The organism is Sphingobium sp. ZW T5_29 (assembly GCF_044987515.1).
GTDB lineage: Bacteria > Pseudomonadota > Alphaproteobacteria > Sphingomonadales > Sphingomonadaceae > Sphingobium.
Genome location: NZ_JBJDRM010000006.1, coordinates 184,362 through 211,346, shown reverse-complemented (window position 1 = coordinate 211,346; position 26,985 = coordinate 184,362). Strand labels below are relative to the sequence as shown.

General features: G+C 62.7%; 21 protein-coding genes and 1 tRNA gene. 5 read left to right on the top strand and 17 right to left on the bottom strand.

The genetic code is table 11. From position 1 onward, the window contains the following. Nucleotides 1-185 precede the first annotated feature (185 nt). From ACI3KQ_RS07310 to ACI3KQ_RS07270, 9 genes are all read right to left on the bottom strand, one after another. Nucleotides 186-1,487 (bottom strand): MFS transporter, encoded by a 1,302-nt coding sequence (locus ACI3KQ_RS07310; protein ID WP_404956179.1) that lies wholly within the window; start codon nt 1,485-1,487, stop codon nt 186-188. Next, nucleotides 1,484-2,119, bottom strand: coding sequence for a TIGR02281 family clan AA aspartic protease (locus tag ACI3KQ_RS07305; protein WP_404956177.1), 636 nt, complete (start codon nt 2,117-2,119; stop codon nt 1,484-1,486). Before ACI3KQ_RS07305 ends, ACI3KQ_RS07310 begins: the two co-directional genes overlap by 4 nt. Nucleotides 2,120-2,124: 5 nt before the next feature. Then, nucleotides 2,125-2,916, bottom strand: a complete 792-nt coding sequence (locus ACI3KQ_RS07300; RefSeq protein WP_404956176.1) for an MBL fold metallo-hydrolase — start codon at nt 2,914-2,916, stop codon at nt 2,125-2,127. A gap of 3 nt (nt 2,917-2,919) precedes the next feature. Further along, the gene (locus ACI3KQ_RS07295) at nt 2,920-3,702 is read right to left on the bottom strand and encodes a TatD family hydrolase (protein WP_404956174.1); all 783 of its coding nucleotides are present in this window, start codon (nt 3,700-3,702) and stop codon (nt 2,920-2,922) included. 3 nt (nt 3,703-3,705) lie between these two features. Beyond that, nucleotides 3,706-5,268, bottom strand: a complete 1,563-nt coding sequence (gene metG / locus ACI3KQ_RS07290) for a methionine--tRNA ligase (RefSeq protein ID WP_404956172.1) — start codon at nt 5,266-5,268, stop codon at nt 3,706-3,708. 55 nt (nt 5,269-5,323) lie between these two features. After that, complete coding sequence (locus ACI3KQ_RS07285; protein WP_404956170.1) at nt 5,324-6,295, bottom strand: AAA family ATPase; 972 nt, start codon at nt 6,293-6,295, stop codon at nt 5,324-5,326. After that, on the bottom strand, nt 6,292-6,918 hold the full coding sequence (tmk, locus tag ACI3KQ_RS07280) for a dTMP kinase (protein ID WP_404956169.1): 627 nt from the start codon (nt 6,916-6,918) through the stop codon (nt 6,292-6,294). The genes ACI3KQ_RS07285 and tmk overlap by 4 nt, the downstream gene beginning before the upstream one ends. Beyond that, nucleotides 6,915-8,078, bottom strand: a complete 1,164-nt coding sequence (locus ACI3KQ_RS07275; RefSeq protein ID WP_404956167.1) for a D-alanyl-D-alanine carboxypeptidase family protein — start codon at nt 8,076-8,078, stop codon at nt 6,915-6,917. The genes tmk and ACI3KQ_RS07275 overlap by 4 nt, the downstream gene beginning before the upstream one ends. A gap of 117 nt (nt 8,079-8,195) precedes the next feature. After that, a complete protein-coding gene (locus ACI3KQ_RS07270) occupies nt 8,196-9,233 on the bottom strand; it encodes a lytic transglycosylase domain-containing protein (protein WP_404956165.1) in 1,038 nt (345 codons plus the stop codon). Nucleotides 9,234-9,374: 141 nt separating this feature from the next. Here ACI3KQ_RS07270 and ACI3KQ_RS07265 point away from each other — a divergent pair. The 3 genes from ACI3KQ_RS07265 (at nt 9,375) to ACI3KQ_RS07255 (ending at nt 10,498) form a co-directional block, all read left to right on the top strand. Continuing rightward, nucleotides 9,375-9,464: transfer RNA gene (locus tag ACI3KQ_RS07265), tRNA-Ser, on the top strand. Between the two features lie 78 nt (nt 9,465-9,542). Continuing rightward, on the top strand, nt 9,543-9,779 hold the full coding sequence (locus ACI3KQ_RS07260) for a hypothetical protein (protein ID WP_404956164.1): 237 nt from the start codon (nt 9,543-9,545) through the stop codon (nt 9,777-9,779). Between the two features lie 266 nt (nt 9,780-10,045). Continuing rightward, a complete protein-coding gene (locus tag ACI3KQ_RS07255) occupies nt 10,046-10,498 on the top strand; it encodes a DUF983 domain-containing protein (protein ID WP_404956162.1) in 453 nt (150 codons plus the stop codon). 122 nt (nt 10,499-10,620) lie between these two features. On the opposite strand, the gene secA is transcribed toward ACI3KQ_RS07255, so the two are convergent. Further along, a complete protein-coding gene (gene secA, locus ACI3KQ_RS07250; protein WP_404956160.1) occupies nt 10,621-13,353 on the bottom strand; it encodes a preprotein translocase subunit SecA in 2,733 nt (910 codons plus the stop codon). A gap of 151 nt (nt 13,354-13,504) precedes the next feature. Between secA and argJ the strand changes: the two genes are divergently transcribed. Then, nucleotides 13,505-14,731, top strand: a complete 1,227-nt coding sequence (argJ, locus tag ACI3KQ_RS07245; RefSeq protein WP_404956158.1) for a bifunctional glutamate N-acetyltransferase/amino-acid acetyltransferase ArgJ — start codon at nt 13,505-13,507, stop codon at nt 14,729-14,731. Beyond that, nucleotides 14,731-15,528, top strand: coding sequence for an inositol monophosphatase family protein (locus ACI3KQ_RS07240; protein ID WP_404956156.1), 798 nt, complete (start codon nt 14,731-14,733; stop codon nt 15,526-15,528). Before argJ ends, ACI3KQ_RS07240 begins: the two co-directional genes overlap by 1 nt. Nucleotides 15,529-15,580: 52 nt before the next feature. Here ACI3KQ_RS07240 and trxA read toward each other — a convergent pair whose 3' ends face one another. The 7 genes from trxA to ACI3KQ_RS07205 are packed head-to-tail and all read right to left on the bottom strand — an operon-like array spanning nt 15,581 to nt 26,813. Continuing rightward, nucleotides 15,581-15,901 carry a thioredoxin TrxA gene (gene trxA / locus ACI3KQ_RS07235; protein ID WP_167303208.1) on the bottom strand — a complete coding sequence of 107 codons (321 nt, stop codon included), beginning with the start codon at nt 15,899-15,901 and terminating at the stop codon, nt 15,581-15,583. Between the two features lie 30 nt (nt 15,902-15,931). Next, nucleotides 15,932-19,372: a double-strand break repair helicase AddA gene (addA, locus tag ACI3KQ_RS07230; RefSeq protein WP_404956154.1), complete on the bottom strand. Its 3,441-nt coding sequence runs from the start codon at nt 19,370-19,372 to the stop codon at nt 15,932-15,934. Next, nucleotides 19,353-22,328 carry a double-strand break repair protein AddB gene (gene addB / locus ACI3KQ_RS07225; RefSeq protein ID WP_404956153.1) on the bottom strand — a complete coding sequence of 992 codons (2,976 nt, stop codon included), beginning with the start codon at nt 22,326-22,328 and terminating at the stop codon, nt 19,353-19,355. The genes addA and addB overlap by 20 nt, the downstream gene beginning before the upstream one ends. Then, on the bottom strand, nt 22,321-23,031 hold the full coding sequence (locus tag ACI3KQ_RS07220) for a nucleotidyltransferase family protein (protein WP_404956152.1): 711 nt from the start codon (nt 23,029-23,031) through the stop codon (nt 22,321-22,323). The genes addB and ACI3KQ_RS07220 overlap by 8 nt, the downstream gene beginning before the upstream one ends. Further along, nucleotides 23,028-24,017: an aminoglycoside phosphotransferase family protein gene (locus tag ACI3KQ_RS07215; protein WP_404956149.1), complete on the bottom strand. Its 990-nt coding sequence runs from the start codon at nt 24,015-24,017 to the stop codon at nt 23,028-23,030. The genes ACI3KQ_RS07220 and ACI3KQ_RS07215 overlap by 4 nt, the downstream gene beginning before the upstream one ends. Further along, entirely contained in the window at nt 24,014-24,472 is a 459-nt protein-coding gene (gene tsaE, locus ACI3KQ_RS07210; RefSeq protein ID WP_404956147.1) for a tRNA (adenosine(37)-N6)-threonylcarbamoyltransferase complex ATPase subunit type 1 TsaE, read from the bottom strand. Before tsaE ends, ACI3KQ_RS07215 begins: the two co-directional genes overlap by 4 nt. Beyond that, complete coding sequence (locus ACI3KQ_RS07205; RefSeq protein ID WP_404956146.1) at nt 24,465-26,813, bottom strand: PAS-domain containing protein; 2,349 nt, start codon at nt 26,811-26,813, stop codon at nt 24,465-24,467. The genes tsaE and ACI3KQ_RS07205 overlap by 8 nt, the downstream gene beginning before the upstream one ends. Nucleotides 26,814-26,985: the final 172 nt, after the last annotated feature.

Genomic DNA, 26,985 nt, shown 5'->3' with positions numbered 1-26,985 from the left:
CGCCACCACCGTCATAAGCGCGTCCTCCCGAACTGCCAGGAGGACCATACCACCGGACTCTGCTAAGGACGCCTGAGGGTGTCATTTCTATCTAGCAGAGGGGTGTCATTTCTATCCGGCGCCTACAGCTAATATAATCGATAATATATATTATGTTAAACAAATATGCATATCGAGGCTTTGGATCAGTCTTCCAGGATGCGGCTGTGCTTTTGGGTGTCGCGCATGCGGACGTACATGATGAGTGAAATTGCGATCATGATCGTGACGTAAATGTAGAATGCGTGCTCAATGCCCAGATGCTTGAAATATAGCGCGACAAATTCCGCGGTGCCGCCGAACAGCGTGTTGGCCAGCGCATAAGGCAGCGCTACGCCGAGCGCGCGGATATGTGCGGGAAACAGTTCCGCCTTCACCACTGCGTTGATGGAGGTATATCCCGTGACGATGATCAAACCGGCCATGACCAGGATCCCGGCGACCAGCGGGTCGCGGGTTACCGCCAATGTCGCAAAGATGGGATAGGTGCAGACGACACCCGCGACGCCGAAGCCGATCATTAGCGGCTTGCGACCGACGCGGTCGGACAACATGCCCGCCAGTGGTTGCAACATCATGAAAATGAACAGCGTTATCCCATTGATTTGGGATGAAGATTCACGGCTGAACCCGCTGGTGTTGACCAGGAATTTCTGCATGTAGATCGAATATGCGTAGAATGCGATGGTGCCACCCGCGGTCAGCAGCATCACTGTCAGCGTTTCACGCGGATGTTTGGTGATCAGCTCAATGAAGCCGGACTTCGGTGCATTTTCCGCTTTCGCGATGGAGTAGCTTTGCGTTTCGCTAAGGCCCCGGCGGAGCCAGAACACGACGACCGCCAGTGCGCCGCCAATCAGAAAGGGAATCCGCCATCCCCACGCTTCAAGCTGCGGTTCGCTGAGCAGCGCCTGGAGAATGAGCAGGACACAGATTGCGACAAGTTGTCCGGCGATTAACGTAACATATTGAAAACTGGAAAATAAACCGCGCCTTTTGCGCCCTGCCATTTCCGACAGATAGGTCGCGCTGGCGCCATATTCGCCGCCGATCGACAGCCCCTGCATCAGGCGGGCCAAGACCAGCAGCAGCGGCGCGCCAATGCCGATGGTCGAATATCCCGGTATGATTGCGATCAGCAAGGAGCCTGCGCACATTAGCGCCACCGACAATGTCAGTCCGCTTTTGCGACCGTGGCGGTCGGCATAGACGCCCATCATCCATGCCCCGATGGGCCGCATCAGGAAGCCAACGGCGAAAATCCCAGCTGCGCCCAACAACTGGGCGGTCCGATCATCGCTGGGGAAAAAATGGGGTGCGAAATAGAGGGTGAAGGCCGCATAGGCGTACCAGTCATACCATTCGACCAGATTGCCTGCCGAACCGCCGATAATCGCCTTCATCCGTTCCCGCTGGGTCGGCGGGCGATGGGCCAGCGGTGCGGTCATGGCGTCAACACCATTTCGCTATTCTGAACGCCCCAGCTTTTGAGGCGCGACAACATATTCATGCCGATCACATTCACTTCCCCAAAGGCGGGTGAAACCACAATGTCCAGGTCGCTCGCCCGGATGGGGCCGATAGCGAGCGTGGAAACAGAGGCACGTTGGACGGCTATCCTGCCATTGGCGGTCATCATGGATACGCCCGGCGCATTGAGATCGAAATTCAGTCCTGCGGCGCGCGCCGATTGCGCCGAAAGCGCGGTGATGCTGGCGCCGCTGTCGATCAGGAACCGCGTGGGCGTGCCGTTGACGGTGCCTTCCACCCAGAAATGACCATCGGAGGCCATGGGGATGCGCAGCGCCTGCCCTTCGACCTGCGCAGTTGGCACGGAAGCGGGCGCGGAGCTTTCGGGCCGGGCGGAAGATGATCCCCCTTCCCCGGCCATTTGCGCGGAGAAAAGACCCTGCTGTTCACCCAGTTTGAACAGCATCAGCAGCACCGCGAATATGACGACCCAGAACAAAGCCATGCGCAGCAGCCCGGCCATCGGCACGCGCCGGGCAAGCAGGGCGGAACCGACCAGGACCAGCGCCAGCACATACCAGAGGCTGGACATTGCCTGATCGCCGCTCATGTCCATCAGCCCTGCCGCCCCTCACCGCCCAGCACTATCACCATGCCGTCATAGGCCGGCTCCACGCCATCGGGAAGCATGTTGCACAGCGTGGCATAATCCATGCTCTGGTCCATATGGGTCAGGACCGCCCGCTGGGGCGCCAATGCGGCGATACCGTCCAGCGTCAGCGCCAGATGCGGATGGGTAGGATGCGGCTTTTCGCGCAACGCATCGACCACCCAAATATCCAAACCGTCATAAAGGGCGGCCATTTCAGGGGTAAGTGCATGAAAATCAGTGGCATAGCCGACTGAATGGCCATCGTGACTGAAGCGAAAGCCGGTCGAATAAATTTCGCCATGCGGCTGATCGGTGCAAGCGACGTCTATGTCACCAATCCGAAGCCCGTCGGGCAGGACGCGCCCCTCTATCGTGGCATGATAGCCCTGACGTCCTTCGAACGCATAGGCAAAGCGTTCACCGAGCAATTTGAGCGTCTGGCGGCGGGCATAGCCGGGCACGGGACTACGCCGGTGATGATAGAGCTGCCGCACATCATCTATACCGTGGCAATGGTCGGCGTGATCATGGGTCCAGAGGATGGCATCGATGTCAACGACATCGGCGGCGAGCAGTTGCGCGCGCATGTCGGGTGACGTGTCGATCAACAGGCGCGTGGTCGGGCTTTCGACGAGTATTGATACGCGAGTGCGGCGATTTTTCGGTTCGTCGGGATCGCAGCTCCCCCAATCATTGCCAATCCGGGGCACCCCCGAAGATGTGCCGCAGCCCAGGATGGTGACCTTAAGCCCCATGGATCAGGACGCGCCTTCGACCTTGCTGAACAGCGTGCGGAAATTGGCCGATGTCGCTTGCGCCAGCTGATCGACGGTTTCGCCGCGCAGATTGGCGAGAAAATGGGCCGTGTCAGCCACATAGGCGGGTTCACATGGCTTTCCCCGGTGCGGCACGGGCGCGAGAAAGGGCGAGTCCGTTTCGATCAAAAGGCGATCGAGCGGCAGGCGGGCCGCGGTTGCCTGAAGATCCCTGGCATTTTTGAATGTGACGATGCCAGAAATGCTGATGTAGAATCCCAGTTCCATGGCCGTGTCGGCAAAGGCTCCGCTGGCGGTGAAACAATGGATGACGCCGCTAAAGGCGCCGTGCGTCATCTCATCTCGCAGGATGGCGATCGTGTCATCCTCCGCATCGCGGGTATGGACGATCAACGGCAGGCCCGTGTCCCGTGAAGCGGCGATGTGCGACCGGAAACTGCGCTGCTGCCGTTGACGGTCGCTGTGGTCATAATAATAATCGAGGCCGGTTTCGCCGATCCCCACGACGCGCGGATGAGCGGCGCGTTCGATCAGCTTGGCGGTATCGACATGGGGATGTTCGTCCGCTTCATGGGGGTGGATGCCCACCGTCGCCCAGACGTCCGGCGCATTCAATGCGGTGGTCAGAACGGCGTCCCATTCGCTTTCGCGCGTGGCTATGTTCAGCATCAGGCCGACGCCCGCCGCACGGGCGCGTTCAAGCACATTGTGCTGATCTTCGATCAAGCCTTTGTAATTCAAGTGACAATGGCTGTCGATCAGCATCGGTCAGGCATCCGCCTCTGTCAGTTCCAGGCGCGGGAAGAGCGGTTTGGGCGCGCTCAATATGAAGCCGTCGGCGCGCAGCCGTGCGTACCAATCCGTTCCGATGACGTCATATCCGCGCGTATCGCTCTTGATGCCCATCTGGTCCAGCAGCGCAGCCGCGCTGGCCGGGATCACCGGCTGGATCATGATGGCCAGGCTGGCGATGGCGTCATAGAGCGTCGCCAGGACAGCTTCCATCCGGACCGGATCGGTCTTGCGCAACGCCCATGGCGCCTGCGCGTCGATATAGGCATTACAGGCAAAGACGGCCCGCATCCATGCCTCAATCGCGACCGATGGCGCCAGGTCGGCCATGGCCTTTTCAAACGTCCCGGCAGCATCCCGGACGGCGGAGAGCAATTCGCTGTCCGCATCCTGAGCGGCAGGTTCGGGCAGGCGGCCATCCAGATTTTTCGCAATGAAGCTGAGGGTCCGTTGCGCGAGGTTGCCAAAGCTGTTGGCAAGGTCGCTGTTGGACCGGGCGACGATGGCTTCCGCGCTGTAGCTGCCGTCATTGCCGAATGTGACTTCCGACAAGAGGAAATAGCGTAGTTGATCGACACCGAAGCGATCGGCCAGTTCCATCGGGTCCGCGACATTGCCGACCGACTTCGACATTTTTTCCCCACGATTGAGGAGGAATCCGTGTCCGAATATCTGGCGGGGCAAAGGCAGCTTTGCACTCATCAGGAACGCTGGCCAGTAAACGGCATGAAAACGCACGATATCTTTGCCGATAATATGCGTGATGTCGCCGCCTTCCGACCAATAGCGCGCCATCCGGTTGGCATCGTCGGGATAGCCGCAGCCGGTGAGGTAATTGGTCAGCGCGTCCACCCACACATACATGACATGGCCTTCGCTACCCGGCACTTTCACCCCCCAATCGAAGCTGGTCCGGGATATGCTGAGGTCGCTAAGCCCGCCTTCGACGAAACGCATGATTTCATTGCGGCGGCTGTCAGGCTGGATGAAATCGGGCTGGCTATTGTAGAGATCGAGCAGTTTTTCCTGATAGTTTGACAGACGGAAGAACCAGCTTTCTTCGACCGTCCATTCCACAGGCGTTGCCTGGGGGGACAGTTTTTGACCGCCCTCTCCCTCTATCAATTCCTTTTCGTCGTAAAAGGCTTCGTCCCGGACCGAATACCAGCCTTCGTAACGGCCCAGATACAGGTCGCCATTGGCTTCCATTGCCTGCCAGATTGCCTGGCTGGCGCGATGATGGTCGGGCTCGCTGGTGCGGATGAAACGATCATAGCTGATATTCAGCCTGTCGTTCATCTGATTGAAATATCCTGACATTTCATCGGCGAGAGCGCGTGGTTCCAAGTCCCTGCCGCGTGCCGCCTGCGCCATTTTCAGGCCATGTTCGTCCGTTCCGGTTTGAAAGAAAACGTCCCGGCCCATGATCCGTTGGAAACGAGCGATCGCGTCGGTCGCCACCACTTCATAGGCATGGCCGATATGGGGGCGGCCGTTGGGATAGCTGATGGCGGTGGTGATGGTATAGGGTCGCGACATGGCCCCTTCCCTAGCCGCTGTTCATCGCAAGGCAAAGCCCGCTTTTATCGATCGGTCAGGGATGGCGGGGGGACAGAGCCGCAACGTGCCCGGCGAGTTCGAAGGCCACCGATCCCGGCTCGAGCGACAGGATGATGGCCCCGCTGGCCAATTTACGGGCCGCTTCCCAATGTTCGATCGCCGCGCCCAGAGCCGGGCCGCTGCGGTGCCGGGCGGCTTCCGCGATGAAGGCAGGGACGCGTTCGAGAAAGGCCTCATAACGCGGGCGGGCGCTTTTGGTGGACAGGGCTTTGGCCAAAGCCAGGCATTGCCGGTTGCCGGGATCGCCATCCGCACAGATCGAAGCCAGGGTGCGCTCGATTTCGGCGATGTTAAGCCCGGCGTAGCGCAGCGCCCGACCGGGGGCGCCTTCGCCTGCCTGCACCAGCGGTTCGATTTCGTCGGTTGGGATGGCAGGTTCCTGCATGCGCAGCACGGCGCGGACCGCATCATCGCTCAGCGGATCGAAGCGCAGCGTCCGGCAGCGCGACCGGATCGTGGGTAGCAGGCGGCCGGGCGCGTGGCTGACGAGCAGGAACAGCATGCCCGGCGGCGGCTCCTCCAGATTTTTAAGCAGGGCGTTGGCCGCTCCGCGCTCCAGATCGTCGGCGCTGTCGATCACGACGATCCGGCGCGAGGAAAAGGTCGGGGCGGACTGGATCAGCCGTTGAAGGCCGCGGACCTGATCGACGGTGATGTTGCGCGCGGTCCCGCTTTCCTTTTCCAGGCAATATAGTTCGACATAATCGGGATGAGCGTCCGCTTCGATCAATTTGCGGGTGGGGTTGTCCGATGGCACGGCAAGGCCGTCGCCTGGCAACGGCTGTCCGGCTGCCTCCGCCAGCAAGTGCATCGCCATGTTGCGGGCGAAGGTCGCCTTGCCGATGCCGCGTGGTCCGGCCAATATCCAGCCATGATGCATGCGCCCGCTGCGCGCGGCGGCCTGCAATATTCCGGCCTGACTGTCATGGCCGATGATGGTTGTCATGGCAGAAGGTCTTCCAAAGATTCCATCAAACGCCCGGTGACATGGGAAGGCTCGCCAGTCGCATCGATACGGCGGACGCGATCGGACTCCTGCGCCGCGATCCGGGCAAAGCAATCCGCCACGGCCCGGTGAAAGGCCGGATCGCGCGCGCCGATGCGATCCGCCGCGTCGCCATCGCGCGCATGTGCCCGGCGTTCGGCTTCGCCGTCCGGCAGGGTCAGGAAGAATGTGCGGTCGGGTGCGAAATCGCCGCTGCCGATACGGTGAAGCGTCAATATATCTGCGTCGCTCAGGTCGCCCATCCCCTGATAGGCGCGGCTGCTGTCGAGGAAGCGGTCGGAAAGCACCCACGATCCTGCTTCAAGCGCGGGCCTGATGGTCTTGTCGATATGATCGGAACGAGCGGCGGCGAAGAGCAAGGCTTCGGCGCGCGGGTTCCACCGATCCGCCTCGCCCGTCAGCAGTAGTGATCGGATGGCTTCCGCGCCGTCGCTGCCGCCGGGTTCGCGCGTTTCGACGACCTGCACCCCGCGCGCGCGCAGGGCCGTGGCAAGCGCCCTTATCTGGGTAGACTTGCCCGCGCCCTCCCCGCCTTCCAAGGTGATGAAGCGACCGCGTGTCACCCGAAGAAGGACTTCAGCCCATTCCACATCCGGCCGAAGATGCCGGCCTCGTCCACGGTCTCACCGGCGACCAGGGGCAGGATCTGCGGCGGGGTATCGGGGGTGGAGACGATCAACTGGGCGATCCGCTGCCCCTTGGCGATCGGGGCCTTTATGGGACCCTTATAGACCACCTTCACCGAGATATTGGTGGAAGCCGTACGCGGCAGGGTGACGGCCATATCCCGCGGCGCGACGAGCGGAACGCTGGTGGCGCTGCCCAACTGCACTTCGGCGGTTTCGACCGTCTGCCCCTTTTTGAACAGGGGCTGCGCCTTCCACGCTTTGAAACCCCAGTCCATGAAGCGGACGGATTCCGATATGCGACCGTTGAAGGAGGACAGACCAGCGACGACCATCACCAGGCGTCGCCCATCCTGTTCGGCTGAACCGGTGAAGCCATATCCGGCCTCTTGCGTATGTCCGGTCTTCAGGCCGTCGGCCCCCGCGATGCGGCCCAGAATGGGGTTGCGGTTGCCCTGCTGGATGTCCTGGCCACCCATGGTCTTGCCCCAGGTGAAGGACCGGGCGGCATAGAAACGCTTGTAAAGATCGGGCGTTTCCTCGACCGTCGCTTCGGCCAGGCTGGCCAGGTCTTCGGCGGTCACATATGTCACGCCTTCATCAGGCCAGCCGTTGCTGTTGCCGAAATTGCTGTTTTTCAGGCCAAGCCGTTTGGCTTCCTCGTTCATCAGGGCGACGAAGGCCTGCTCCGTTCCGGCGATCCCTTCGGCCAGCACCACGCACGCGTCATTGCCCGACAATGTCACGATGCCATGGAGGAGGTTTTCGACCGACACCTGCTCCCCGGCAGACAGGAACATGGTGGAACCAGCGGACGGGCCATGCCATTTCTGCCAGGTTTCGGGCCGCACCGTGAATTTGGTATCGAGTTTCAGGTCACCGGTCTGGATCAGGCGGAAGGCGACGTGCGCGGTCATCATCTTGGCCATGGAGGCAGGCGGAATCCGCGTCTGGCCGCCCTTGTTGTAAAGAACGGCGCCCGATGCCAGGTCCTTCATATAAGCGATAGGCGCTTCACTGGTATAAGGCGGCGCGGCGGCAGTGAGCGGTTGCGCCAGCAGCCCGATGAAAAGAATGGCGCCTACGGACTTTTTCATATGGTCTGCCTTCGAACTATATGGATTCGGGTGGGGAAATATGCCTTCGCCAGTCATTAGTCATGACGGCAACATTCACAAGGCCCCACAAAGGACAACGCAGCCTGCGTGGGACCGTTAACGCTTTACGGCATCGGCCAGCAGCCCGACCGAAAGAGCGTAGAAATTCGAACAGTTATAATCCAGGATCGCCCGATAATTGCTGGTGAGTAGATAGGCGGTCTTGCCCGGCCCGTCGGGTTCCAACAGGGTCGCCATGACCGTGTCGGCCGGCCAGTTGCCATTTGCGCTGGTGACGCCCAGACGTCGCCATTCCGCCATGGTGAGCCAGCGGCTGTGCCGGTTGAAGACGCGCGGGCAGCGGGCCGGAGCCGTGCGGGCGCCAATGCTTGCGCGATCAAGGCCGGAAGGCACTGAAACGGCTACGCCCCATGGCTGGTCCCGCCGCCATCCGGCTTTGACGAAATAGTTGGCGATGGATGCCAGCGCATCGGCTTCGCTGTTCCAGATATCGACGCGGCCATCGCCATCGCCATCCTTGCCCAGACGCAAATAGACGCTGGGCAGGAATTGGGGATATCCGGTCGCCCCGGCCCAGCTTCCGACCAGACGGCTGCGCGGCACGCCGTTGTCCAGCATTTTGAGCGTGGCGAGCAGTTCCGGTTCGAACAGGGTGCGACGCCGTCCTTCATAGGCCAGCGTGGCCAGGGATCGGATCAGGTCGAAGTCGCCGGTGTAGGACCCATAATTGGTTTCATGGCCATAGATCGCGACCATGATTTCCTCAGGCACGCCCGTTTCCGCTTCGATCCGTGCCAGACGGGAACGGTTGGACTGATAGGCCACGCGTCCCCGGCTGATGCGGGCGGCGTCGACATGGCGCAGCCGATAAGGTTCGAAATTGGGGATCGGCGCATATGCACCGCCGCCGGGCTGATTCTGGTCAAGCTGGATCACGCGCGGGTTCGGGGTGAGCGTGGGGAATACCGAATTCAGCGTGGCATCCCTGATCCCCATCGATCGAGCCTTGGGCCGAAGCGATTCCAGATAGCTGCGGAAGGCAACATCCTCCTGCGCTCTGGCCGGTTCATTGGGCAGGACAGCCGATACAACGGCGCCAAGGCCCAGGAACAGCAAGAGAATGATTGAACGCATTGAAGAATCTCCCTCCCCCGATTGTGGCACAGGGACAGCAGGTCATGAAATCCCCTAATCCGCCCAAAGCTCCATCATGGGAACGCGCGCATTACATTTTAGGCTTGGCTTGGCCGCAAGGTTCGCTAGGAAGCCAGCAACGGACAGGTGGCCGAGTGGTTTAAGGCAGCGGTCTTGAAAACCGCCGTGGGTTTACGCTCACCGTGGGTTCGAATCCCACCCTGTCCGCCATTTTTGCAACTTTAATCCGCATCAAAGTATGTTCCCGTCGGGAGTGCTAGAAGCAAGGCTCTCTTATGGGAGGTTGCGATGTCAGCCGATACAGATGCACGTTATCTTTTCCGACGCGCGCGGGAAGAAGCCGAGAAAGCAGACGCTGCTGTTGCGCGCCACGCTTCCGAAGCGGAGATTGCGGCGCATCGCGAACTTGCGTTGCGATACAAGGTCAGGGCACTGGCCGCTTCGGCGCCCGAACAGGTGTTGTGTGACGCCATGGAGAAATTCAATTCCTCAGGCCATGCTGGCGCCGGGACTATCGCTCACTAGGTCGTGGAGACCAAAAGCAATCGCTGAAGAAAAGGAAACGCCCCCGAGCAAGGGATGCCGGGGGCGTGATCTGTTTGCTGTCGGGCAATCAAATCATGAGCCATTTAGCAGGTGACGCAGCGCCCCGCAATGCCGCTACGGCAAGGCCGTGATATCGCACATTTTGAGCTGCGAGAGGCCCGCATTTTGCAGTGGTGGGACGAAACGTCCAATTGCATTTTGTTGGGGAGCCATCACATCAGCCGGGCACCAAGAAGGGCTGTGGCATGGACAATCAGGACAAGGTGATCGTGCCGCAAGGCCAGGATGGGTGGCAGCCCCGATCCTCTGTGGAAACTGGCGTCATGGGCCGTTGCCCCCGATGTGGCGAAGGTCATATCTTCCACGGGTTTCTGACGGTGCGCGACCATTGTGAGGTCTGCGGCCTGGATTATTCCTTTGCTGATCCGGCTGACGGCCCCGCGGTGTTCGTGCAACTGTTCGCCTGTGTGCCCGGCGTGGTCTTCATCGTGATGCTGGAGATATTGGCGAGACCGGGGCTATGGGTGCATGTCGCCGTCGGAATTCCGGTGCTGATCCTGACGACCGTGCTTCCGTTGCGCCCGATCAAGGGATGGCTCATCGCTGCTCAATATGTGAACAAGGCGCAGGAAGCGGGCACCGCGGCGCTATGGGCGAAGCTGCACGGTGAGGCAGCGGACAGGAAGCGCGGCGGCTGAACCGGGCGCGGCTGCTGGCGATGCCGCCGCATGTAGCCAACGAGGCTATGCGCGCCAAATGCCTTAGCTACTGACTTCAGCGTCTGGGGCAGCGCCCAGCGGACGCTCCCCAAGACCGCTGGTCAGGACAGCGCGCCGTGGCAGTGCTTGTATTTCTGGCCCGATCCGCAAGGGCAAGGCGCGTTCCGGCTGATGTCGAGATTGGCGAACTCGCCGGGTGCCGCGTTGCCGATCGGCGGGCGCGGCAAGGTCGTGGTGATGCCGCCAAGACTTCCCGCGTCGATGTCCCCGCTATTATCCTCTCCTGAGAACGGATCGATGTGCGTGGTGATGAAATCGGGCAATACCGGCAGGTCGAATTCGGGCAGCGGTTCTTCCATGCGGAACTGAACACGTGCGATGGAGCCGGTCACATCCTCCCGGATATTGCCAAGCATACGCTCGAACAATGCGAAGGATTCCTGCTTATATTCGTTGATTGGCGTCTTTTGGGCGTAGGCGCGCAGATGCACGACCTGACGCAGCGCGTCGAGGGTCGACAGATGCTCTTTCCAATGATGATCCAGGCTCTGGAGCAGGATCGACTTTTCGATCATGTGCCAGTTTTCGGAATCGATCTGCCCAACCTTGTCCGCCACGGCCTGATCCGCGAGCGCCTTTAGCCGTTCCTCGATCATTTCGGGATCGACGGCGTCTTCCGCCAGCCAGGCGTCGAAATCGGGTTCCAGGCCCAGGATTTCGGACGTGCGGGCCTTCAGCCTCTCAATATCCCACTGTTCGGGATAGGTGCCGGGCGGGCAGGAGGCGCCGACCAGGTCATTGACGGTTTCATGCCGCATGTCGGTGACGACATCGTCGACAGTATCGGCATCCATGATGTCGGAGCGTTGTTCGTAGATGACCTTGCGCTGGTCATTCATCACGTCATCATATTCGACGACCTGCTTGCGAATATCGTAGTTGCGCGCTTCGACCTTCTTCTGGGCGGTCTCGATCGCCTTGCTCAGCCATTTGGACGGGGGCAGCGCCTCGCCATCTTCCAGGTTGGAGCGGATCATCTTGGCGAACATCGTGTCCGGGCCAAAGATGCGCATCAGGTCATCGTCGAGGCTGAGGTAGAAGCGAGAAAGGCCGGGATCGCCCTGACGCCCTGAACGGCCGCGCAACTGATTGTCGATGCGGCGGCTTTCATGGCGTTCGGTGGCCAGGACGAACAGGCCGCCTGCGGCCAGCACTTCGGCCTTTTCCGCTTCGATCTCGGCATTGATGCGGGCGATGGCCGCTTCGCGCTCCGGCCCTTCGGGCATGTCGCGCAGTTCGTCCTCGACGCGCATTTCCAGGTTGCCGCCCAGTTTGATGTCGGTGCCGCGACCGGCCATGTTGGTGGCGATGGTGACGGCGCCCCTACGGCCCGCTTGCGCCACGATATGCGCTTCGCTTTCATGGAAGCGGGCGTTGAGGACGGCGTGCGGGACGCCTTCCTGATTGAGGAATTCAGACAGCATTTCCGACTTTTCAATCGACACTGTGCCGACGAGGACGGGCTGGCCCTGCTCCGCATGGACCTTGATGGTCTTGGCGATGCCGCGGAATTTATCCTCCAGATTTTTGTAGAAGCTGTCTTCTTCATCGACGCGCTGCACCGGCCGGTTGGTCGGTATAGTGACGACGTTCATCTTGTAGATTTCGTAGAATTCGGTCGCTTCCGTGGCGGCCGTGCCGGTCATGCCGCCCAGCTTGGGATACATGCGGAAATAATTCTGGAAGGTGATGGATGCGAGCGTCTGGTTTTCCGGCTCGATCTGGACGCCTTCCTTGGCCTCCACCGCCTGGTGCAGGCCGTCCGACCAGCGGCGACCGTCCATCATGCGCCCGGTGAACTCATCGATGATGATGACCTTGCCATCTTTCACGATGTAATCGATGTCGCGGCGGAACATGGCGTTCGCGCGCAAAGCCTGGTTCACATGGTGGACGACGGCGGTATTTTCGAAGTCATAAAGGTTCGCGCCCTGCAACAGGCCCGCTTCCTCCAGCATGCGTTCGATCTTTTCGGTGCCGTCCTCCGTCAGGGTGACGGTGCGCTGCTTTTCATCCTTCTCATAATCGGACTCGTCCAGCCGCTTCACGATGGCATCGACGGAGACATAAAGTTCCGACTTGTCGTCGGTCGGGCCTGAGATGATCAGCGGGGTGCGGGCTTCGTCGATGAGGATCGAGTCCACTTCATCGACGATGGCGAAGTTGAAGGGCCGCTGCACCATCGACGCGCGATCATATTTCATATTGTCGCGCAGATAGTCGAAGCCGAGTTCGTTATTCGTCGCGTAGGTGATGTCGGCGTTATAGGCTTCGCGGCGCTGATCCTCGCTCAGGTTCGGCACGATGACGCCGGTGGTCAGGCCCAGGAAGCGATAGACCTGGCCCATCCATTCGCAGTCGCGCGACGCCAGATAGTCGTTGACCGTGACGACGTGAACGCCCTTCCCTTCCAGCGCGTTCAGGTAGGTGGCGAGCGTCGCCACCAGCGTCTTGCCCTCACCCGTGCGCATTTCGGCGATTTCGCCGCGATGCAGGACGATGCCGCCCACCATCTGCACATCATAATGGCGCTGGCCCAGCGTCCGCTTGGCGGCTTCGCGCACGGTCGCGAAGGCTTCGGGCAGCAGGTCGTCCAGTGTTTCCCCCTGGCTCAACCGATCGCGGAAGCGGGCCGTCTGTCCGGCGAGTTCATCTTCGCTCATCGCGGAAATCGCGGGTTCGAAAGACGCGATCCGGTCGACGATCTTGCCCAGTGACTTTACATAGCGATCGTTGGACGATCCGAAGAGGGATTTGGCGAGTGCGCCGAACATGCAAGTTCCTGACAAAAGGGAAACGTGCGCCGCTGAAGGCAACACGCACAGACATGCGCCGCGATTTAGGGGGCAGGCGTCCGTTAGTCAATCAGACGGGGCGGTCTGTTCCGACGATTGACCGGCTGCCATATTGCGCTAAGCGACAGGGATGACTCAGCGCTCTCCCCTCGCACCCGCCACATTTCCTGACCTTCCGCCGATTGCAGGCGTCACGGCGCGCGTGGCGCGTGCGGGGTACAAGAATTGGGATCGTTGCGACCTGACCTATGTCGAATTGAGTGAGGGGACAGCGGTCGCGGGCGTGACCACGCAAAGCAAATGTCCTTCGCCCGAAGTGGAATGGTGCAGGGACGCCATCCCCCTGGGTTCGGCGCGCGCTCTGGTGGTGAATGCCGGCAATGCCAATGCGTTTACGGGCCACAGGGGACGCGCCGCCGTGGAGGCGATCGCCGCGAAAGTTGCCAACCATCTGGGCTGCCTGCCTTCGGATGTCTTTACATCGTCCACGGGCGTGATCGGCGTACCATTGCCGGTAGACAAGGCCGAAGCGGGACTGGAAGCTGCATTTGCAGCCTCCCCCTGCGGCTGGGAGGATGTGGCTACCACGATCGGCACAACGGATACTTTCGCCAAGGGCGGCCATGCCAGCGCCATGATCGGCGCGACGCGCGTCGAACTGGTCGGCATTATCAAGGGTTCGGGCATGATCGCGCCGGATATGGCGACGATGCTGGGCTATATCTTCACCGACGCCGCGATTGAACCGGCGCTGTTGCAGCAGATGCTGTCCGCGGCCAACCGGCAGACCTTTTCCTGCATCACGGTGGATAGCGATACGTCGACCAGCGACACGGTCCTGGCCTTTGCCACGGGCAAGGCGGGCAATGCCATTCTGACGTCGATGGACGATGCGGGCGCGGATGCTTTCCGTGCCGCGCTTGGCGATCTGTGCCGTCAACTGGCGCATCTTGTCGTGCGGGACGGCGAAGGCGCATCCAAGTTTATCGAGGTCAGCGTGGCGGGCGCCGACAGTGACGCCAGCGCCCGCAAAATCGCCCTTTCCATCGCCAACTCTCCGCTGGTGAAGACCGCCATTGCTGGCGAAGACGCCAATTGGGGCCGTGTCGTCATGGCGGTGGGCAAGGCGGGCGAACCGGCTGACCGCGACAAGCTGTCGATCCGTTTCGGCGCGACGCAGGTCGCTTCAGGGGGGCTGGCGGTCGACGGTTATGATGAAGGCCCGGTCACCGCGCATCTTAAAGGGCAGGATATCCAGATCGGAGTCGACCTGGGCCTGGGCGAAGGACGCGCAACGGTCTGGACCTGCGACCTGACGCATGGATATATCTCAATCAACGCGGATTATCGCAGCTGATGCCCATTGAATTACACGATCCTGTCGTCGCGTTGATGCGCGAAGTGGCGCGCGACGTAGTCATGCCGCGCTACCAGAATCTGCGCGCGGAAGAGATCAGCGAAAAGGCCGTCGATGATTTTGTCACCATCGCCGACAAGGAAAGCGAAATCCGGCTGGCGGAGGGCCTGAGCCGCATCCTTCCCGAAGCCGGGGTCATCGGAGAGGAAGCCTGCGCTGCGAACCCCGCGATCCTGGACCGGGCTGGCGAAGGGCTGAACTGGATCATCGACCCGATCGACGGCACCGGCAATTTCGCGGCCGGGCGCGCGCCCTTTGGCATCATGATTGCGCTGGCGGACGCGGGAACGACGCTAGCGGGGTGGATATTGGACCCGCTGACCGGGCGACTGTGCCATGCCACCTTGGGCACGGGCAGCCATATCGATGGAGAGAGGGTGCAGGCGCGGGAAAGCGGCGATCCGCTGCCGGTGGCCGCGCTGGCCGTCTATTTCATGACGCCTGAAGAACGCGCCGACATTCAGCAAAGGTCGTCAGGGCAGTTCGCGCTGGTCGATATTCCGCGCTGTGCTGCAGAACAATATCCCCGGCTGGTGCTGGGACAGAATGACATATCCGTGTTCGCGCGGACCCTGCCGTGGGACCATGCTGCAGGTACGTTGTTCCTGAACGAAGCTGGCGGATGCTGTCAAAGGCTGGACGGATCACCCTATCGCATAGGCGACCTTCGCCGGGGCCTGTTGGGCGCGTCGTCGCCACGGCTCTGGGACCTGGCAGCGGAAAAACTGTTTCGGTAAGCCATAGGGCGATCCCCCTCCTCGCCACCGAAGAGGGGGACGAATGAGTCCTTTAGAGGACGCTTTCGATCCAGCCCTTGAGCGCGCTCTTGGGCGCGGCGCCGACCTTGGTCGCGGCCGCTTCGCCATTTTTAAACAGGATCATCGTCGGAATACCGCGAACGCCATATTGCCCCGGCGCATCGGGATTTTCGTCGATATTGATCTTGGCGATGATCAGCTTGTCAGCCAGTTCCTCGGAGATTTCTTCCAAAGCGGGACCGATCATCTTGCAGGGACCGCACCATTCCGCCCAGAAATCCACGAGCACGGGCTTGTCAGCGTCGATCACGTCCGCCTTGAAGCTGAGGTCGGTGACTGCCTTGGTAGCCATTTTGATTATCTCCTTCAGTTGGACGCGTATCTAGGGCCGCGACGCGTCTGTCTCAACGGTCGAGTGCGGCAAATTCTCCTGCGCGGGTGCAAAGCCGGGCTTGTGCGGCGCAAGCAGATCAGCGGATAGCGGGATGAGGCGCGGCGCGCTGGTGTAAAGCAGGCCTACATCAATCCGTCGTCCCGGAAAGATCACCTCCAGCGCGGCGGCATAGGCAGCCATCTGCCGGACATGGGCTGTCGGCACTTCATCAACGGACATGGGCGCGACACGCCCGGTCTTGAAGTCGACCAGCTGGACCCGGTCATCGCTGACGCAAAGCCGGTCTACGGTTCCGGCAATCACCATGTCGCCCACGACGGCGGCGATGGGTGCTTCGGCCAGCCCGCCTGGCGCGAATAGTCCGGCGAACTGAGGATCGTCGATCACGCGCATGGCCTGGCCGATCACATCATCCCGCAAGGGAAGATCGGTCACCCCCTGCTCCTGCAACCATATATCCGCCCGGTTGCGCCGCTGGTCCGGCGCAATATCGGGCAATTTTTCAAACAGCGCATGGAGCCAGCGGCCCCGATCCGCCGCCTGTCGCATGGCAGGCGTGGGCGGTGGATAAGGAACATCGTCTTCAACGGGGGCCGACGGGGCGAGCGGACGCGGCGGGCGCGCTTCTGCTGGAGCAGGCTGACGAAGCCACGCCGGTTCGGCGTGAGCGACGCGTTCGATCACCCCGCCAGATTCGGGGCGGCGCGGCGGCAGCACCTCAGTCCCGCGCCAACTGCGCCGCGCGCCCCATAGCGGATCCGCATCCCAGTCAGCGCCGAGCACAGTCAGCGCGTTTTCGACCGCCGTGAACCAGCTTTCCGGTTGAGCCTCACCCTTCGCCCGTGGGCCGAGCGAGCCGGTGACGACCAGCCTTTCCTCAGCCCGCGTCAATGCGACGTATAGCAGCCGCCAATGTTCCTCGCGCTCAGCAACGCGCGATTGTTCCAGCGCCTCGCCAATCGGGCCTTGCCGTTCCGGCTTGCGCGGGGGGACGATGGGCAGGCCGTTCCATTCAAGCGAGCCGGTCCGCGCGCCTGCGTCGGGGTCAAGGCAGGCGTCAGCCAGGATCACGATAGGCGCTTGCAGCCCCTTGGCCCCGTGGACCGTCAGCAGACGCAAGGAATCGCCCTGCGCGGCCGCATCGCGGACAATCTCCACCTCTCCCCGATCGAACCAATCGATAAAGCGTTGGAGCGAAGGCTGATCATCGCTTTCGAACGTTAGGGCGGCGTTCAGCAGTTCCTCGATCGGGTCCAGCGCCTCCGTGCCCAGCCGCTCTATCAGGCGGCGTCGGCCCTGCGCCGGGCCGGACAGGATCGCCTCCAGATAGCGATAGGGGGTGGTCAAATCGGCCCGCGCCAACAGCCCGCGAAGGGGCGCCAGTTCGGCCTGATCCAATGTCGCGTTCAGATGTCGCCACAGCCCGGTACGCCGCCCGATCAGGCGCGTCATCAACTGATCCTGCGACCAGCCGATCAGGGGGGAAACCAGCAGCGACGCAAGGTTCAGGTCATCTTCCGGCTGGACCGCGAAACGCAGCGCGGAAAGCAGGTCGCGCACCGCCAGCGGCGCGTTCAGGCGCAGCCGGTCGATACCGGCGACCGCCACCCCTTCTTCATACAGCCGCGCCACGATCAGCCGCGCCAATTCGCTGCGGCGTCGGACCAGGATCATGATGTCGCCTGCGGTGACCGGGCGTCCCCTGCTTTCCAGCATCATCCCGTCATCGATCCACTGACGGATCTGCCGGGCGATATTCTGGGCCAGCACACGTTCCTGGTCGGCGGCCCAATCCTCTTCGCCCTCAGCCTCATCGGAAAGGCCCGCGACGATGGGCTTCCACAGCAGGACTTCGCCGGGAAAGCGGTTGGCGCTGACATGGCGAACCGCGCCGGAGGGCAGGCCCAGCCGCTGCGCACTCAGCGTCGCGATGGTCTGGTCTACGACATCCAGCACGGCGGGCGTCGAACGAAAGCTGCGCTCCAGCGACAGGTCGTGAAACGGATGCTGGGCATCGTCGGCATGGCGCTGGAACACGGTCTGGGCCGCCGCGAAGGCTTGCGGGCTGGTGCCCTGAAAACCGAAGATCGCCTGCTTGAAATCGCCCACGGTGAAGATGGTGCGCACGCGGTCGCCCTTTGCCCCCTCGCCCGCGAAGAACTCCGCCGCCAGAGCACCGACAATCTGCCATTGGCTGACATTGGTGTCCTGCGCTTCGTCCACCATGATATGATCGATTCGCTGATCCAGCTTGTAACGGATCCAGTCGGCGATGCCTGGCTGCGCGAGCAGAGACGCCGTGCGCGCGATCAGGTCGTTGAAATCGACCGACCCCGCCAGCTGCTTGGCCTCCTGGTAGGCGCGTGCATAGGTCCGCCCGGCGTGAAGCGCCTGCCCCAGCAAATCCGCATAGGACGCCATCGCCTGCAGCCCCAGCAGTTCAGCGCAACGGCCATGCAGGCGCGCCGAGGCTTCGGCATATCCGTCCACCGGCGGAACCCATCCCTTGGCCGAGATGATCGTGCCGTCAGACTTGCACCACGCCAGGTGCAAATCGCCCAGCATCGCGGATCGCGCGGAAGGGTCGAGCGCGCGCCACCGTGCGATCCTGTCGCAGCGTTCCAGGGCGCGGCCCGTGCCCCAGTCGGCATTGGCCTGAGCAATCCACGCCAGCGAGCGCATATCGAAAATCGCGTCGCCACATTGTTCCGCGATATGGTCGGCAATGTCCCCGTCGGGCAGGCCCAATTCGCGGCGCAGCCAAGGCGCTATGTCGTCGGGAAGCTGCTCCAGCGCGGCCAGTTGCGACGCGCAGCGCAGCAGAAACTGTTCCGCTCCCCCTTCGCCCAACCGCAGGCTGAGCGCCTGAAGCCCATCCATCAACGCGTCGTCGCCGCGCTCCTGCGCCCGCACCACCATGTCCGCCAGCGTCTGCCGGGCCAGCACGGCCTGTTCACGCTGGTCGAGTGGGCGGAAGCCGGGCGGCAAATCCGCTTCCAGTGGGAAGGTGGTCAGCAATTGCTGGCAAAATCCATGGATCGTCTGAATGCGAAGGCCGCCGCCGGTGGATTCCAGCACCTCCGCGAACAGGCGTCGCGCCCGGTCGCGTGCATCAGGGCCGGACTCTTCGCCCAGCGCCTCCAGATCCTCAAACAGGTCCTTTTCGTCCATCTGCACCCACGCCGCGAGCCGGTCATGGATGCGGTTGGACATTTCCGCCGCCCCGGCCTTCGTAAAGGTGAGGCAAAGGATATTTTCCGGTCGGACGCCTTGCAGCAGCAGCCGGAAGACGCGGGCGGTCAGCACATGGGTCTTGCCGGTGCCCGCCGATGCCGACAGCCAGACATGCGCATCCGGCTGAGACGCGCGCGCCTGGTCGCCCAGCAGCTTTTGCAAAGGGTTGGCCTTCCTAGGCATCGTCGCGGCCATACCATTCCTCCAGCCGCATCAGCTGGTCATAATCGCCATAGCTGGCGACTTCCGGGTTCACCTGAGCATCGAAGGGGGCGTTGCCGGTCAGGTAGGCGGACGCCACCTGCTCGAATTGGGCATGGACCCAATCGGTGAAGTCGGCGGTCACGATCTTGTCGCGCTTGCCCAGCGGATCGACGGGGCTGTCGCGATAGCCGAACGCGTCATTCTTTTTTGCGAGGGACCAATATTCAAAACAACCTGCCTCCAACGGAGGGGCGATGCCGGGGAAACCGCCCTGCTCCGCAATCAGGCCCAGCAGGCCAAGTTGCAGGGAATAGCCCGCGCGGACCTGCTTCGCGCTGGGCGGCTTTCCTGTTTTGTAATCCACGATACCCAGTGATCCGTCGGGCATGCGGTCGATGCGGTCAGCCTTGCCGGTCAGGGTGACGCCCGCGACGTCGGCCCGGCCATCCGCCTCCACCGCCAATATGGATCGGCCCGCCGCCCTGTCGGCCGCCACCTCCGCCGCGATCCAGCGGATGGCTTCGATCAGCCTTGGCTGCCAGAGCGCTTTCAGCAGCGGATGAACGTCCGGCCGGTCGAACATGGCGCGCGCCCGTTCTTCCAGTCCAGCCGGATCACGCGCGGAGGACTCCGCCCAATGTTGCAGGATTTCATGGACCGCCGTGCCGCGCCATGCGGGGCCAGCATCCGCATCGACGGGATCGAGCCGGGCAAGGCGTAGAATGCGCTTGGCGTAGAAAGCGTAGGGATCGGCCTTCAGGCGATCGACGTCGGTGACGGGGATCAATTTGGGACGGACCGCTGCCGGTGGGACTGGCGCAGGGCGGGGTGACGGGCTGTGCGCGGGGGGGCGATCCAATGCCTGGGCGAGCGCGGCGTAGCGGTCCGCCGTTTTCCAGTGGCCGCCAGCCATCGCTTTCAGCCGCAACCAGAAGCGGGAAGCGACCGCTGGTCCCCCGGCGCCACGGCGCGCGCGTGTTATCAGCACCTGGGGCGCGCCGAGCGCGCTTGCAAAATCATGCGCGGCAAGGCCAATGCGCGTTTCCAGGCCGGGCAGCCCCAGCTCTCGCCGAATCCGTGGGGCAAGCCAGGGATCGGCGGCGGGCAGGCCCGGCCATGTGCCTTCATTGAGGCCGCTTAATATCATGACGTCAGCCTGGACCAGCTGTGCTTCGATCAGGCCCAATATCGCGATACGCGGGTGGCCGCCCTGCGGGGGGCGCACAGCCACACCGCCCAGCATATGGTCGAACAATGGGGGGAGCGCGCGGACATCGGCCTGTTGCGGCCCCTCCTCCGCCGCCGCTTCGATTTCGGCGAACAGGTCGGCGGCGGCATGGCCCTGATGCCCTGCCCATAGTGCATCGCCCGTGAGCGCGCCGGCCTGTTCGCGAATGACGGCGAACTGCTGCGCGAGCGTCGGCGCGCCCGCGAAAACCCGCTCCAGTGGCTCCAGCAGCGCGCGGGCCTGTGGCCACCATTGCCGGGCAGACATGCGTAGCGTGGCCTGCCGATCTTCGTCGTCGCGGGCGGCCAACAGCATGTCGATCCCCTGCAAACCGGCAGGAGGTCGCGGGCCGCGCAGCAAAAGATCCAGCGATCGGACCCCATCCAGCCATGCGACGCGCCCTTCGCCACGCATCACCAGCGGATGTTTAAGCAAGGTCAGCAGCGCCACGGGTGCAAATCGTTCCGCCACCGCCTCCGCCATGGCGATCAGCAGCGTTCCTGGCGGCAGGCGGGATAGCGGCTGGCCAGCCGAATCATCCGCTTCTATCCCCCATCGGGCGAGATGCGCGGACACGCGGGTAGCCAGTTGCCGATCTGGCGTGATCAACGCTGCGGTACGGCCCGGTTCCTCAAGAGCTTCACGCAGCGCGAGGGCAATCGCCTGAGCCTCTTCACCGGGCGTGGCGACTTCCAGTGCTTCGACCCCGGCGAGCGAACGGTCGGCGGATTTCAGGTCCCGCCAGCGGCTGGTCAGGCGGGGCGGCAGCATGGCGTTTGAGATGTTCCGTCCCCGGACAGCGCGCGCATCATGCTCGCTGCCCCAACGCCACGCCGCCACGTCGTCGCGCGTTGCGCTCATGCGGTCGAGCAACTGCTTCAGCGCATATTGGGGATGGCTTTCATGGCCTGCGGGCGCCCTGCCAGTCACCGGGTCGGGATCGAACGGGCCGATCGCGTCCCAGGCTTCCTCGTCCATTTCCTGATCAAGACCGGCAAAGACCACGCAGCCTTGCTGCATGGTCGCGATGCGGCGGAGCAGGTTGGCGATAGCGGGGGCCGTGGTCGAAATCCCGGCGGCGATGACGAAACCCGAAGGCGCGTCCCTGCCCCATCGATCCGTGATCCGGTCGAACAGCCGATTGCGACGATCGGCGACATCGATTACCCCCAGCCGCGCCAGTTCATCGGGCCATCGCCGCATCAGGATGGAAAACAGGTCGAGCGACCTTTGCCAATGCGCGGAAAGCTCATCCGGCAGGGACAGGTCAGCCAGCGCGGTGACCGGCACGCGCTCCACCTGCATCTGGTCCAGCACCATGCCCAGAGCCTGCCCCAGTTTCAGCGCCTGCCCAGCATCGACTGGGTGACCGGACGCCTGCTGGACCATGCGGGCCAGGATCATCTGCCGTCGTACCGGAGCGATAGCGGGCGGAATTGAATCGCCTTCGCCTAGTGGATCGAGCGCGCCGCCAGCCTGTTCCCCAAGGTCCGGGTCGCCGATCGCCACCAGACGCGGCAGGAGCAGGCCGCCGCCCGATTTCCGCACGAAGGCGTCACTGACCGCACGAATCGCGCGATTGCTGGGCAACAGGATCATACCCTGCGCAAGCCGGATGATGTCCCCGCCAAGTTGCGCCAGGATGCCAGTCACCAGCGCATCGGAAAATGCGCGATGGGCGGGAATATTATATAGGGCTGGGCGGCCGCGCTCACCCATGAGCGAGCATGGCCTCCACTACCGGAATCGCGCGAGGCGTGCCCACATCGAACCAGAGGCCCGGATGAGAAACGCCAAAAAGCCGCCCAGCCTCAATCGCCCGATTCCAGAAGATGTTGGTGGAAAATGACTCGGCAGGCGGATCGACCAGCAGCGTGGGCGACATGATCTGGACCCCGGTAAAGACGAAGGGCGCGACATGGGCGGCCTTGCGACGACTAAGCTGGCCGCACGGTCCCATGTGAAAATCCCCCTGCCCGCTATGACAATGAGCGCGGGCCAGCGGCACGAGCAGGAGCAGCGCGTCCATCCGATCCGGGTCCCAGATGCGCTGCATCATGCCCAGCGTTTCCTGCGTTCCATCGATCCACAGATTGTCGCTGTTCGCGCAAAAAAAGGGTCGGTCGCCCAGCAATTCACGCGCATGAATCAACCCGCCACCGGTCTCCAGCAGCTTGGCACGTTCATCCGACATCAGAAATTCAATGCCGCGACCATCGGCCTGCAGATGCGCTTCCACGGTGTCGGCCAGATAGTGGACATTGACGACCACCTTCCTGATGCCACCTGCCACCAGTCGGTCCAGCGCATGATCCATCAGCGCCTTCCCAGCGACCTTCACCAGCGGTTTAGGGCGGGTCGCGGTTAGCGGCCGCATCCTTTTGCCCAATCCGGCCGCCATCAGCATCGCCGTGTCGATCATGCGGGCACATGGTCCTGCAGAGCGTCGTGCCGCATTTCGGCGGGAATATTAGCGGCAAACCATAGCGCCACCGGAGCGAGCGCGGGATGGGCCAGGTCGCGTTCCAGCAAACCCCACATGCGTGGCAGAAATGACAGGTAGCGCGGCTTTCCGTCCCGTTTCCAAAGGCGCGTGAAGATGCCGATGATCTTCGCATTGCGCTGAGCGCCCAGCACCGCATAGGCCGCGTCGAAATCGGCGGGCGGGCTGGCGACCGCGCGGTAATGTTCCAGCATGGCGGCTTCCAGCGCAGGGGAAACGTCGCGCCGCGCATCCTGCAGCAGCGAAACCAGATCGTAAGCGGGGTGACCCGCCAGCGCATCCTGGAAGTCGAGCAAACCCAGGCCGTGCGCATCAGGCCGATCAATCAGCATGATATTTTCAGCGTGATAATCCCGCAGCACCGTCACGGCGGGGCTGGCGGATTGTTCCACGATAGGCAGCACCGCATCCCATGCTTTCGCATAGGCTTGCTCATCGACCGACAGGCCGATTGCGGGGCAATAATATTCGGTCAGCAAGCCTGCTTCGCGCTGGTACACCGCGCGATCATAGGGCGACAGGGTGCTGGCGGCGGGCAGCCGGTGCAAATCGGCGAGCAGATCGACGGCGCGCGTGTAGACATCAATCTCTTGCGCGGGCGATTCTTCCAGATGTTCCTTGACGCGCAGGTCGCCGAAATCCTCGATCAGGACCAGCCCTTGGTCCAGGTCACGCGCCAGAATATGGGGCGTGGCAAAGCCCTGCGTCTGGAGATGTTCCGCGATCAGGATGAAGGGGCGCGGATCTTCATGCGGTGGCGGCGCATCCATCAGCACGGCCCGCCGCGCGCCATCAACGACACGGAAATAGCGCCGGAAAGAGGCGTCCCCGGCAAGGGGCAGGATCGCCGCATGTTCCCATCCCGCGCGCGCAAGGAAGGCGGGAGCATCGGCGGGTGGGATCATATTTGCGACCATCGATCCGTCCAAGCGTCCGGCACGCACGCTGTCAAGCGCCTAGCGCCGTCGGGTTCAATGTCGATGTGGAGCCGCAGCGCGTCGGGCCATGCGTCGTCACCCAGCCGGTCCGGCCATTCGACGATGAGCAGGCTGTCCATCAGATATTCGTCCAGCGCCAGTTCCTCCGCCTCATCCGGGCTGTCTATCCGGTACAGATCGACATGGGCGACCGGCAGGCGAACGTCGGGCACGTCATAGGGCTGAACGATAGCGAAACTGGGACTGGGCGCTTCTTCTTCCAGCCCTAACCCTTCCAATATTCCGCGCGCGAGCGTGGTCTTGCCCGCGCCCAGGCCACCTTCCAGCGCGATCACATCGCCGATCCGGGCAAGTCCGGCGAGTTGGTGGCCCAGCGCGATCATGGCAGGCTCATCCTTCAGCAGGAGCGTAGCTTCAGCCACGGGGCAGTTCGATGATCGCCATGGTCCCCTGCCCCGGTTCCGACACAAGTTGGAGGCTGCCGCCATGGGCCTGTGCAAACTGTCTGGCGAGCGGCAGGCCGATCCCGGCCTTTTCCCCGCCGCGCGCCTGTTGTGCGCGGGCGGCTGCATCGAACAGGGTTGCCTGCCGCTGGGCGCTGATACCGGGGCCGTTATCGGATATCACCAGCCGTGCTCTTTCGGAACTGCCATCGCCATGCAGCAACACGCGCGCGCCTTTGCCGCTGTAGCAGACGGCGTTTTCCAGCAGTTGATCGATCGACTGGCCGATCCTGCGCCGGTCCCCGCGCACCGTTCCCAGCGTGTCCTGAAGCGACAGCGCAAGGTCGATGCCCTTGGACGTTGCATCGCCCCTGACCCGGTCCATGCTTTCCCGCGCCACTTCCGCCAGATCGACGGGGCTGAGTTCGATGGACAATGTCCCGGCTTCGCCCTGCGTCAGGTCCAGCACATTGTCGATCAGCATCGCCAGCCGGTTCGTGCTTTGCAGGATGCCGTCGACATAATCCCTGGCGGATTCGCCCAGTTCGCCCGCATAGCCCGCGCTCATCATCTCGGCGAAACCGGCGATGGTGGTCAGCGGCGTGCGCAATTCATAGCTCATATTCGTGACGAACGCGGTCTTGATCTTGTCCGCCTGTTCCAGCGCATCGTTGCGATCACGCAGCACTTGTTCGACGCGGCGGCTGTCGGTGACGTCCAGCATGGTGAACAGCGCATTGCCATCGGGCAGGGGAATCGCCGCGAATTCGAAGGTGCGCCCATCGGCAAAGCCGACATGCCCGACCCGCTGCTTCCTTTCCACCGTCGCGGCGCGCACCAGTTCCCGGACCAGATTGGCCTGCTGCGGCTTAGCAAGGCGCGACTGCACCGCGCGCATCAATTCATCGATGCGCGGATGTTTTGCCAGAAGTTCGTCGGAAATATCCCAGATCGAACGGAAGCGGCTGTTCCACAGTTGCAGCCGACCGTCGGATGAAAAGACGCCGATCGATTCGAACAGATTGTCGAACGTCGCCGTGCGCACCCGCAGCAGCGTATCGCGCGCGCTGGACAACTGGACCTGCTCCGTCCGATCCTCGAATATCAGCAGCAGCCCGCCATCGGGCAGCGGCTGGGCATAGACGCGCAAATGGGTGCCGTCCGCCAGCAGCCAGTTTTCTTCCAGGGGATCGGGCGAAAGGAACCAGTCGCGGCGTTCGGCGCGCCAGGCGGGGAAATCACGATGTTCCGGCAAGCGTCGGGTTTCCCGCATGCGGTCGAGCACCCGTTCGAACACCGGTTGGTCAGCCAGATGTTCCTGGTCCAAGCCGAAAAGGCTCATGAACGGCTGGTTCCAGAAACGCAGCGTCCGGTCCGAGCCGAATCGCGCCACGCCCGCCGACAGGCGATCCAGCAGGTCGCGCTGCGCCGCCTCCAGGCGACGATATTCGACCTTGGCCTGCTCCAGTTCATTCTGATCCACTGCAAAACCGGCGACGCCAGCGTCGCCCAGCGGAACGTCAACCACGCGCATGGTGCGCCGTTCGCCGTCTATGGTGGCCGGAACAATGCGCTCGACCGGTCGGCGTTCGGTCAACGCCTGTTCCGCTGCGGCCTGGGGCGTCAATATGCCTACCGTCTCGACCAGTTCGGTGCCGTTGGCGATCACCTCGCCCGCGCCTTCGCCATCCACGGCGCGAACATAGGCTGCGTTTACCAGGCTAAGGCGCATGTCAGCGGTACGGTGCCACATCGGGAAGGGTGCGGCCTCCACCAGCCCGGCCAAAGCCTCCAGCGCGTCGCGCAATTGTTCGACCCGCGCCTTGAGCGTCTGGATTTCCGACTGGCTGTCGGTTGCGTCAAATATCCAGAGGACGACCCCGCCGCTTTCCGCCAGCACTGGCCCGGCAGGCGCGCCGCGGACCAAAAGCAGCCGGGACGACCCTTCTCCCCTTATGGGCAGTGCGAAACTGCGGCCCGCGCGCTGGGTGGCGGCGATTTCCTGCGCCAGTGCCGCGGCGTCGGCTTGTTCCAGCCCGCCATCGGGCGCGGTAAGTTCGGAAACAAAGGACGGCACCCGGTCCTTGCCCAGCCATTTGGCGAGCCGGTCGGCAGCTTCAAGCCGTCCGTCGGCGTGGATGATGATCGGCGCGGCGGGCGCGGAAGCGAGCAGGCTGGTCAGCCGGTCGAGCTTGCCCTGCGCCTGCATCCCTTCGCGGCGCATCCTCTGGCCGCTGTACAGCGCCCAAATGGCCGCAGCGAGCCAGGCGGCCAGGACGACGCCCAGAATGATGGCGGCAAATGGGGTCAGCGACGTCATAGCGCCTGTTTCGTCCCCCTGCCGATCTGCATGCCCCTGATCATGATCAACAGGGGACTAGACCAAGTCGAAACCAGCGGGAAGCGTTCAGATGGAAAGAATTTCAGCGCGGGCGGGCGCGTCCATTTCAAAAACGCACCGCTCCACGAAAAAGGGGAGGCTTTCGCCTCCC

What these genes read in the sequence shown, in the direction of transcription:
- ACI3KQ_RS07220 (WP_404956152.1), bottom strand. Translation starts at nt 23,031, where the DNA reads ATGATCGACACGGCGATGCTGATGGCGGCCGGATTGGGCAAAAGGATG.
- argJ (WP_404956158.1), top strand. Translation starts at nt 13,505, where the DNA reads ATGACTCAGCGCTCTCCCCTCGCACCCGCCACATTTCCTGACCTTCCG.
- metG (WP_404956172.1), bottom strand. Translation starts at nt 5,268, where the DNA reads ATGTCGCGACCCTATACCATCACCACCGCCATCAGCTATCCCAACGGC.
- ACI3KQ_RS07310 (WP_404956179.1), bottom strand. Translation starts at nt 1,487, where the DNA reads ATGACCGCACCGCTGGCCCATCGCCCGCCGACCCAGCGGGAACGGATG.
- addA (WP_404956154.1), bottom strand. Translation starts at nt 19,372, where the DNA reads ATGGCCGCGACGATGCCTAGGAAGGCCAACCCTTTGCAAAAGCTGCTG.
- ACI3KQ_RS07285 (WP_404956170.1), bottom strand. Translation starts at nt 6,295, where the DNA reads ATGACAACCATCATCGGCCATGACAGTCAGGCCGGAATATTGCAGGCC.
- ACI3KQ_RS07260 (WP_404956164.1), top strand. Translation starts at nt 9,543, where the DNA reads ATGTCAGCCGATACAGATGCACGTTATCTTTTCCGACGCGCGCGGGAA.
- secA (WP_404956160.1), bottom strand. Translation starts at nt 13,353, where the DNA reads ATGTTCGGCGCACTCGCCAAATCCCTCTTCGGATCGTCCAACGATCGC.
- ACI3KQ_RS07300 (WP_404956176.1), bottom strand. Translation starts at nt 2,916, where the DNA reads ATGGGGCTTAAGGTCACCATCCTGGGCTGCGGCACATCTTCGGGGGTG.
- ACI3KQ_RS07205 (WP_404956146.1), bottom strand. Translation starts at nt 26,813, where the DNA reads ATGACGTCGCTGACCCCATTTGCCGCCATCATTCTGGGCGTCGTCCTG.
- ACI3KQ_RS07270 (WP_404956165.1), bottom strand. Translation starts at nt 9,233, where the DNA reads ATGCGTTCAATCATTCTCTTGCTGTTCCTGGGCCTTGGCGCCGTTGTA.
- ACI3KQ_RS07215 (WP_404956149.1), bottom strand. Translation starts at nt 24,017, where the DNA reads ATGATCCCACCCGCCGATGCTCCCGCCTTCCTTGCGCGCGCGGGATGG.
- ACI3KQ_RS07295 (WP_404956174.1), bottom strand. Translation starts at nt 3,702, where the DNA reads ATGCTGATCGACAGCCATTGTCACTTGAATTACAAAGGCTTGATCGAA.
- ACI3KQ_RS07305 (WP_404956177.1), bottom strand. Translation starts at nt 2,119, where the DNA reads ATGAGCGGCGATCAGGCAATGTCCAGCCTCTGGTATGTGCTGGCGCTG.
- ACI3KQ_RS07255 (WP_404956162.1), top strand. Translation starts at nt 10,046, where the DNA reads ATGGACAATCAGGACAAGGTGATCGTGCCGCAAGGCCAGGATGGGTGG.
- addB (WP_404956153.1), bottom strand. Translation starts at nt 22,328, where the DNA reads ATGGGTGAGCGCGGCCGCCCAGCCCTATATAATATTCCCGCCCATCGC.
- ACI3KQ_RS07275 (WP_404956167.1), bottom strand. Translation starts at nt 8,078, where the DNA reads ATGAAAAAGTCCGTAGGCGCCATTCTTTTCATCGGGCTGCTGGCGCAA.
- trxA (WP_167303208.1), bottom strand. Translation starts at nt 15,901, where the DNA reads ATGGCTACCAAGGCAGTCACCGACCTCAGCTTCAAGGCGGACGTGATC.
- ACI3KQ_RS07240 (WP_404956156.1), top strand. Translation starts at nt 14,731, where the DNA reads ATGCCCATTGAATTACACGATCCTGTCGTCGCGTTGATGCGCGAAGTG.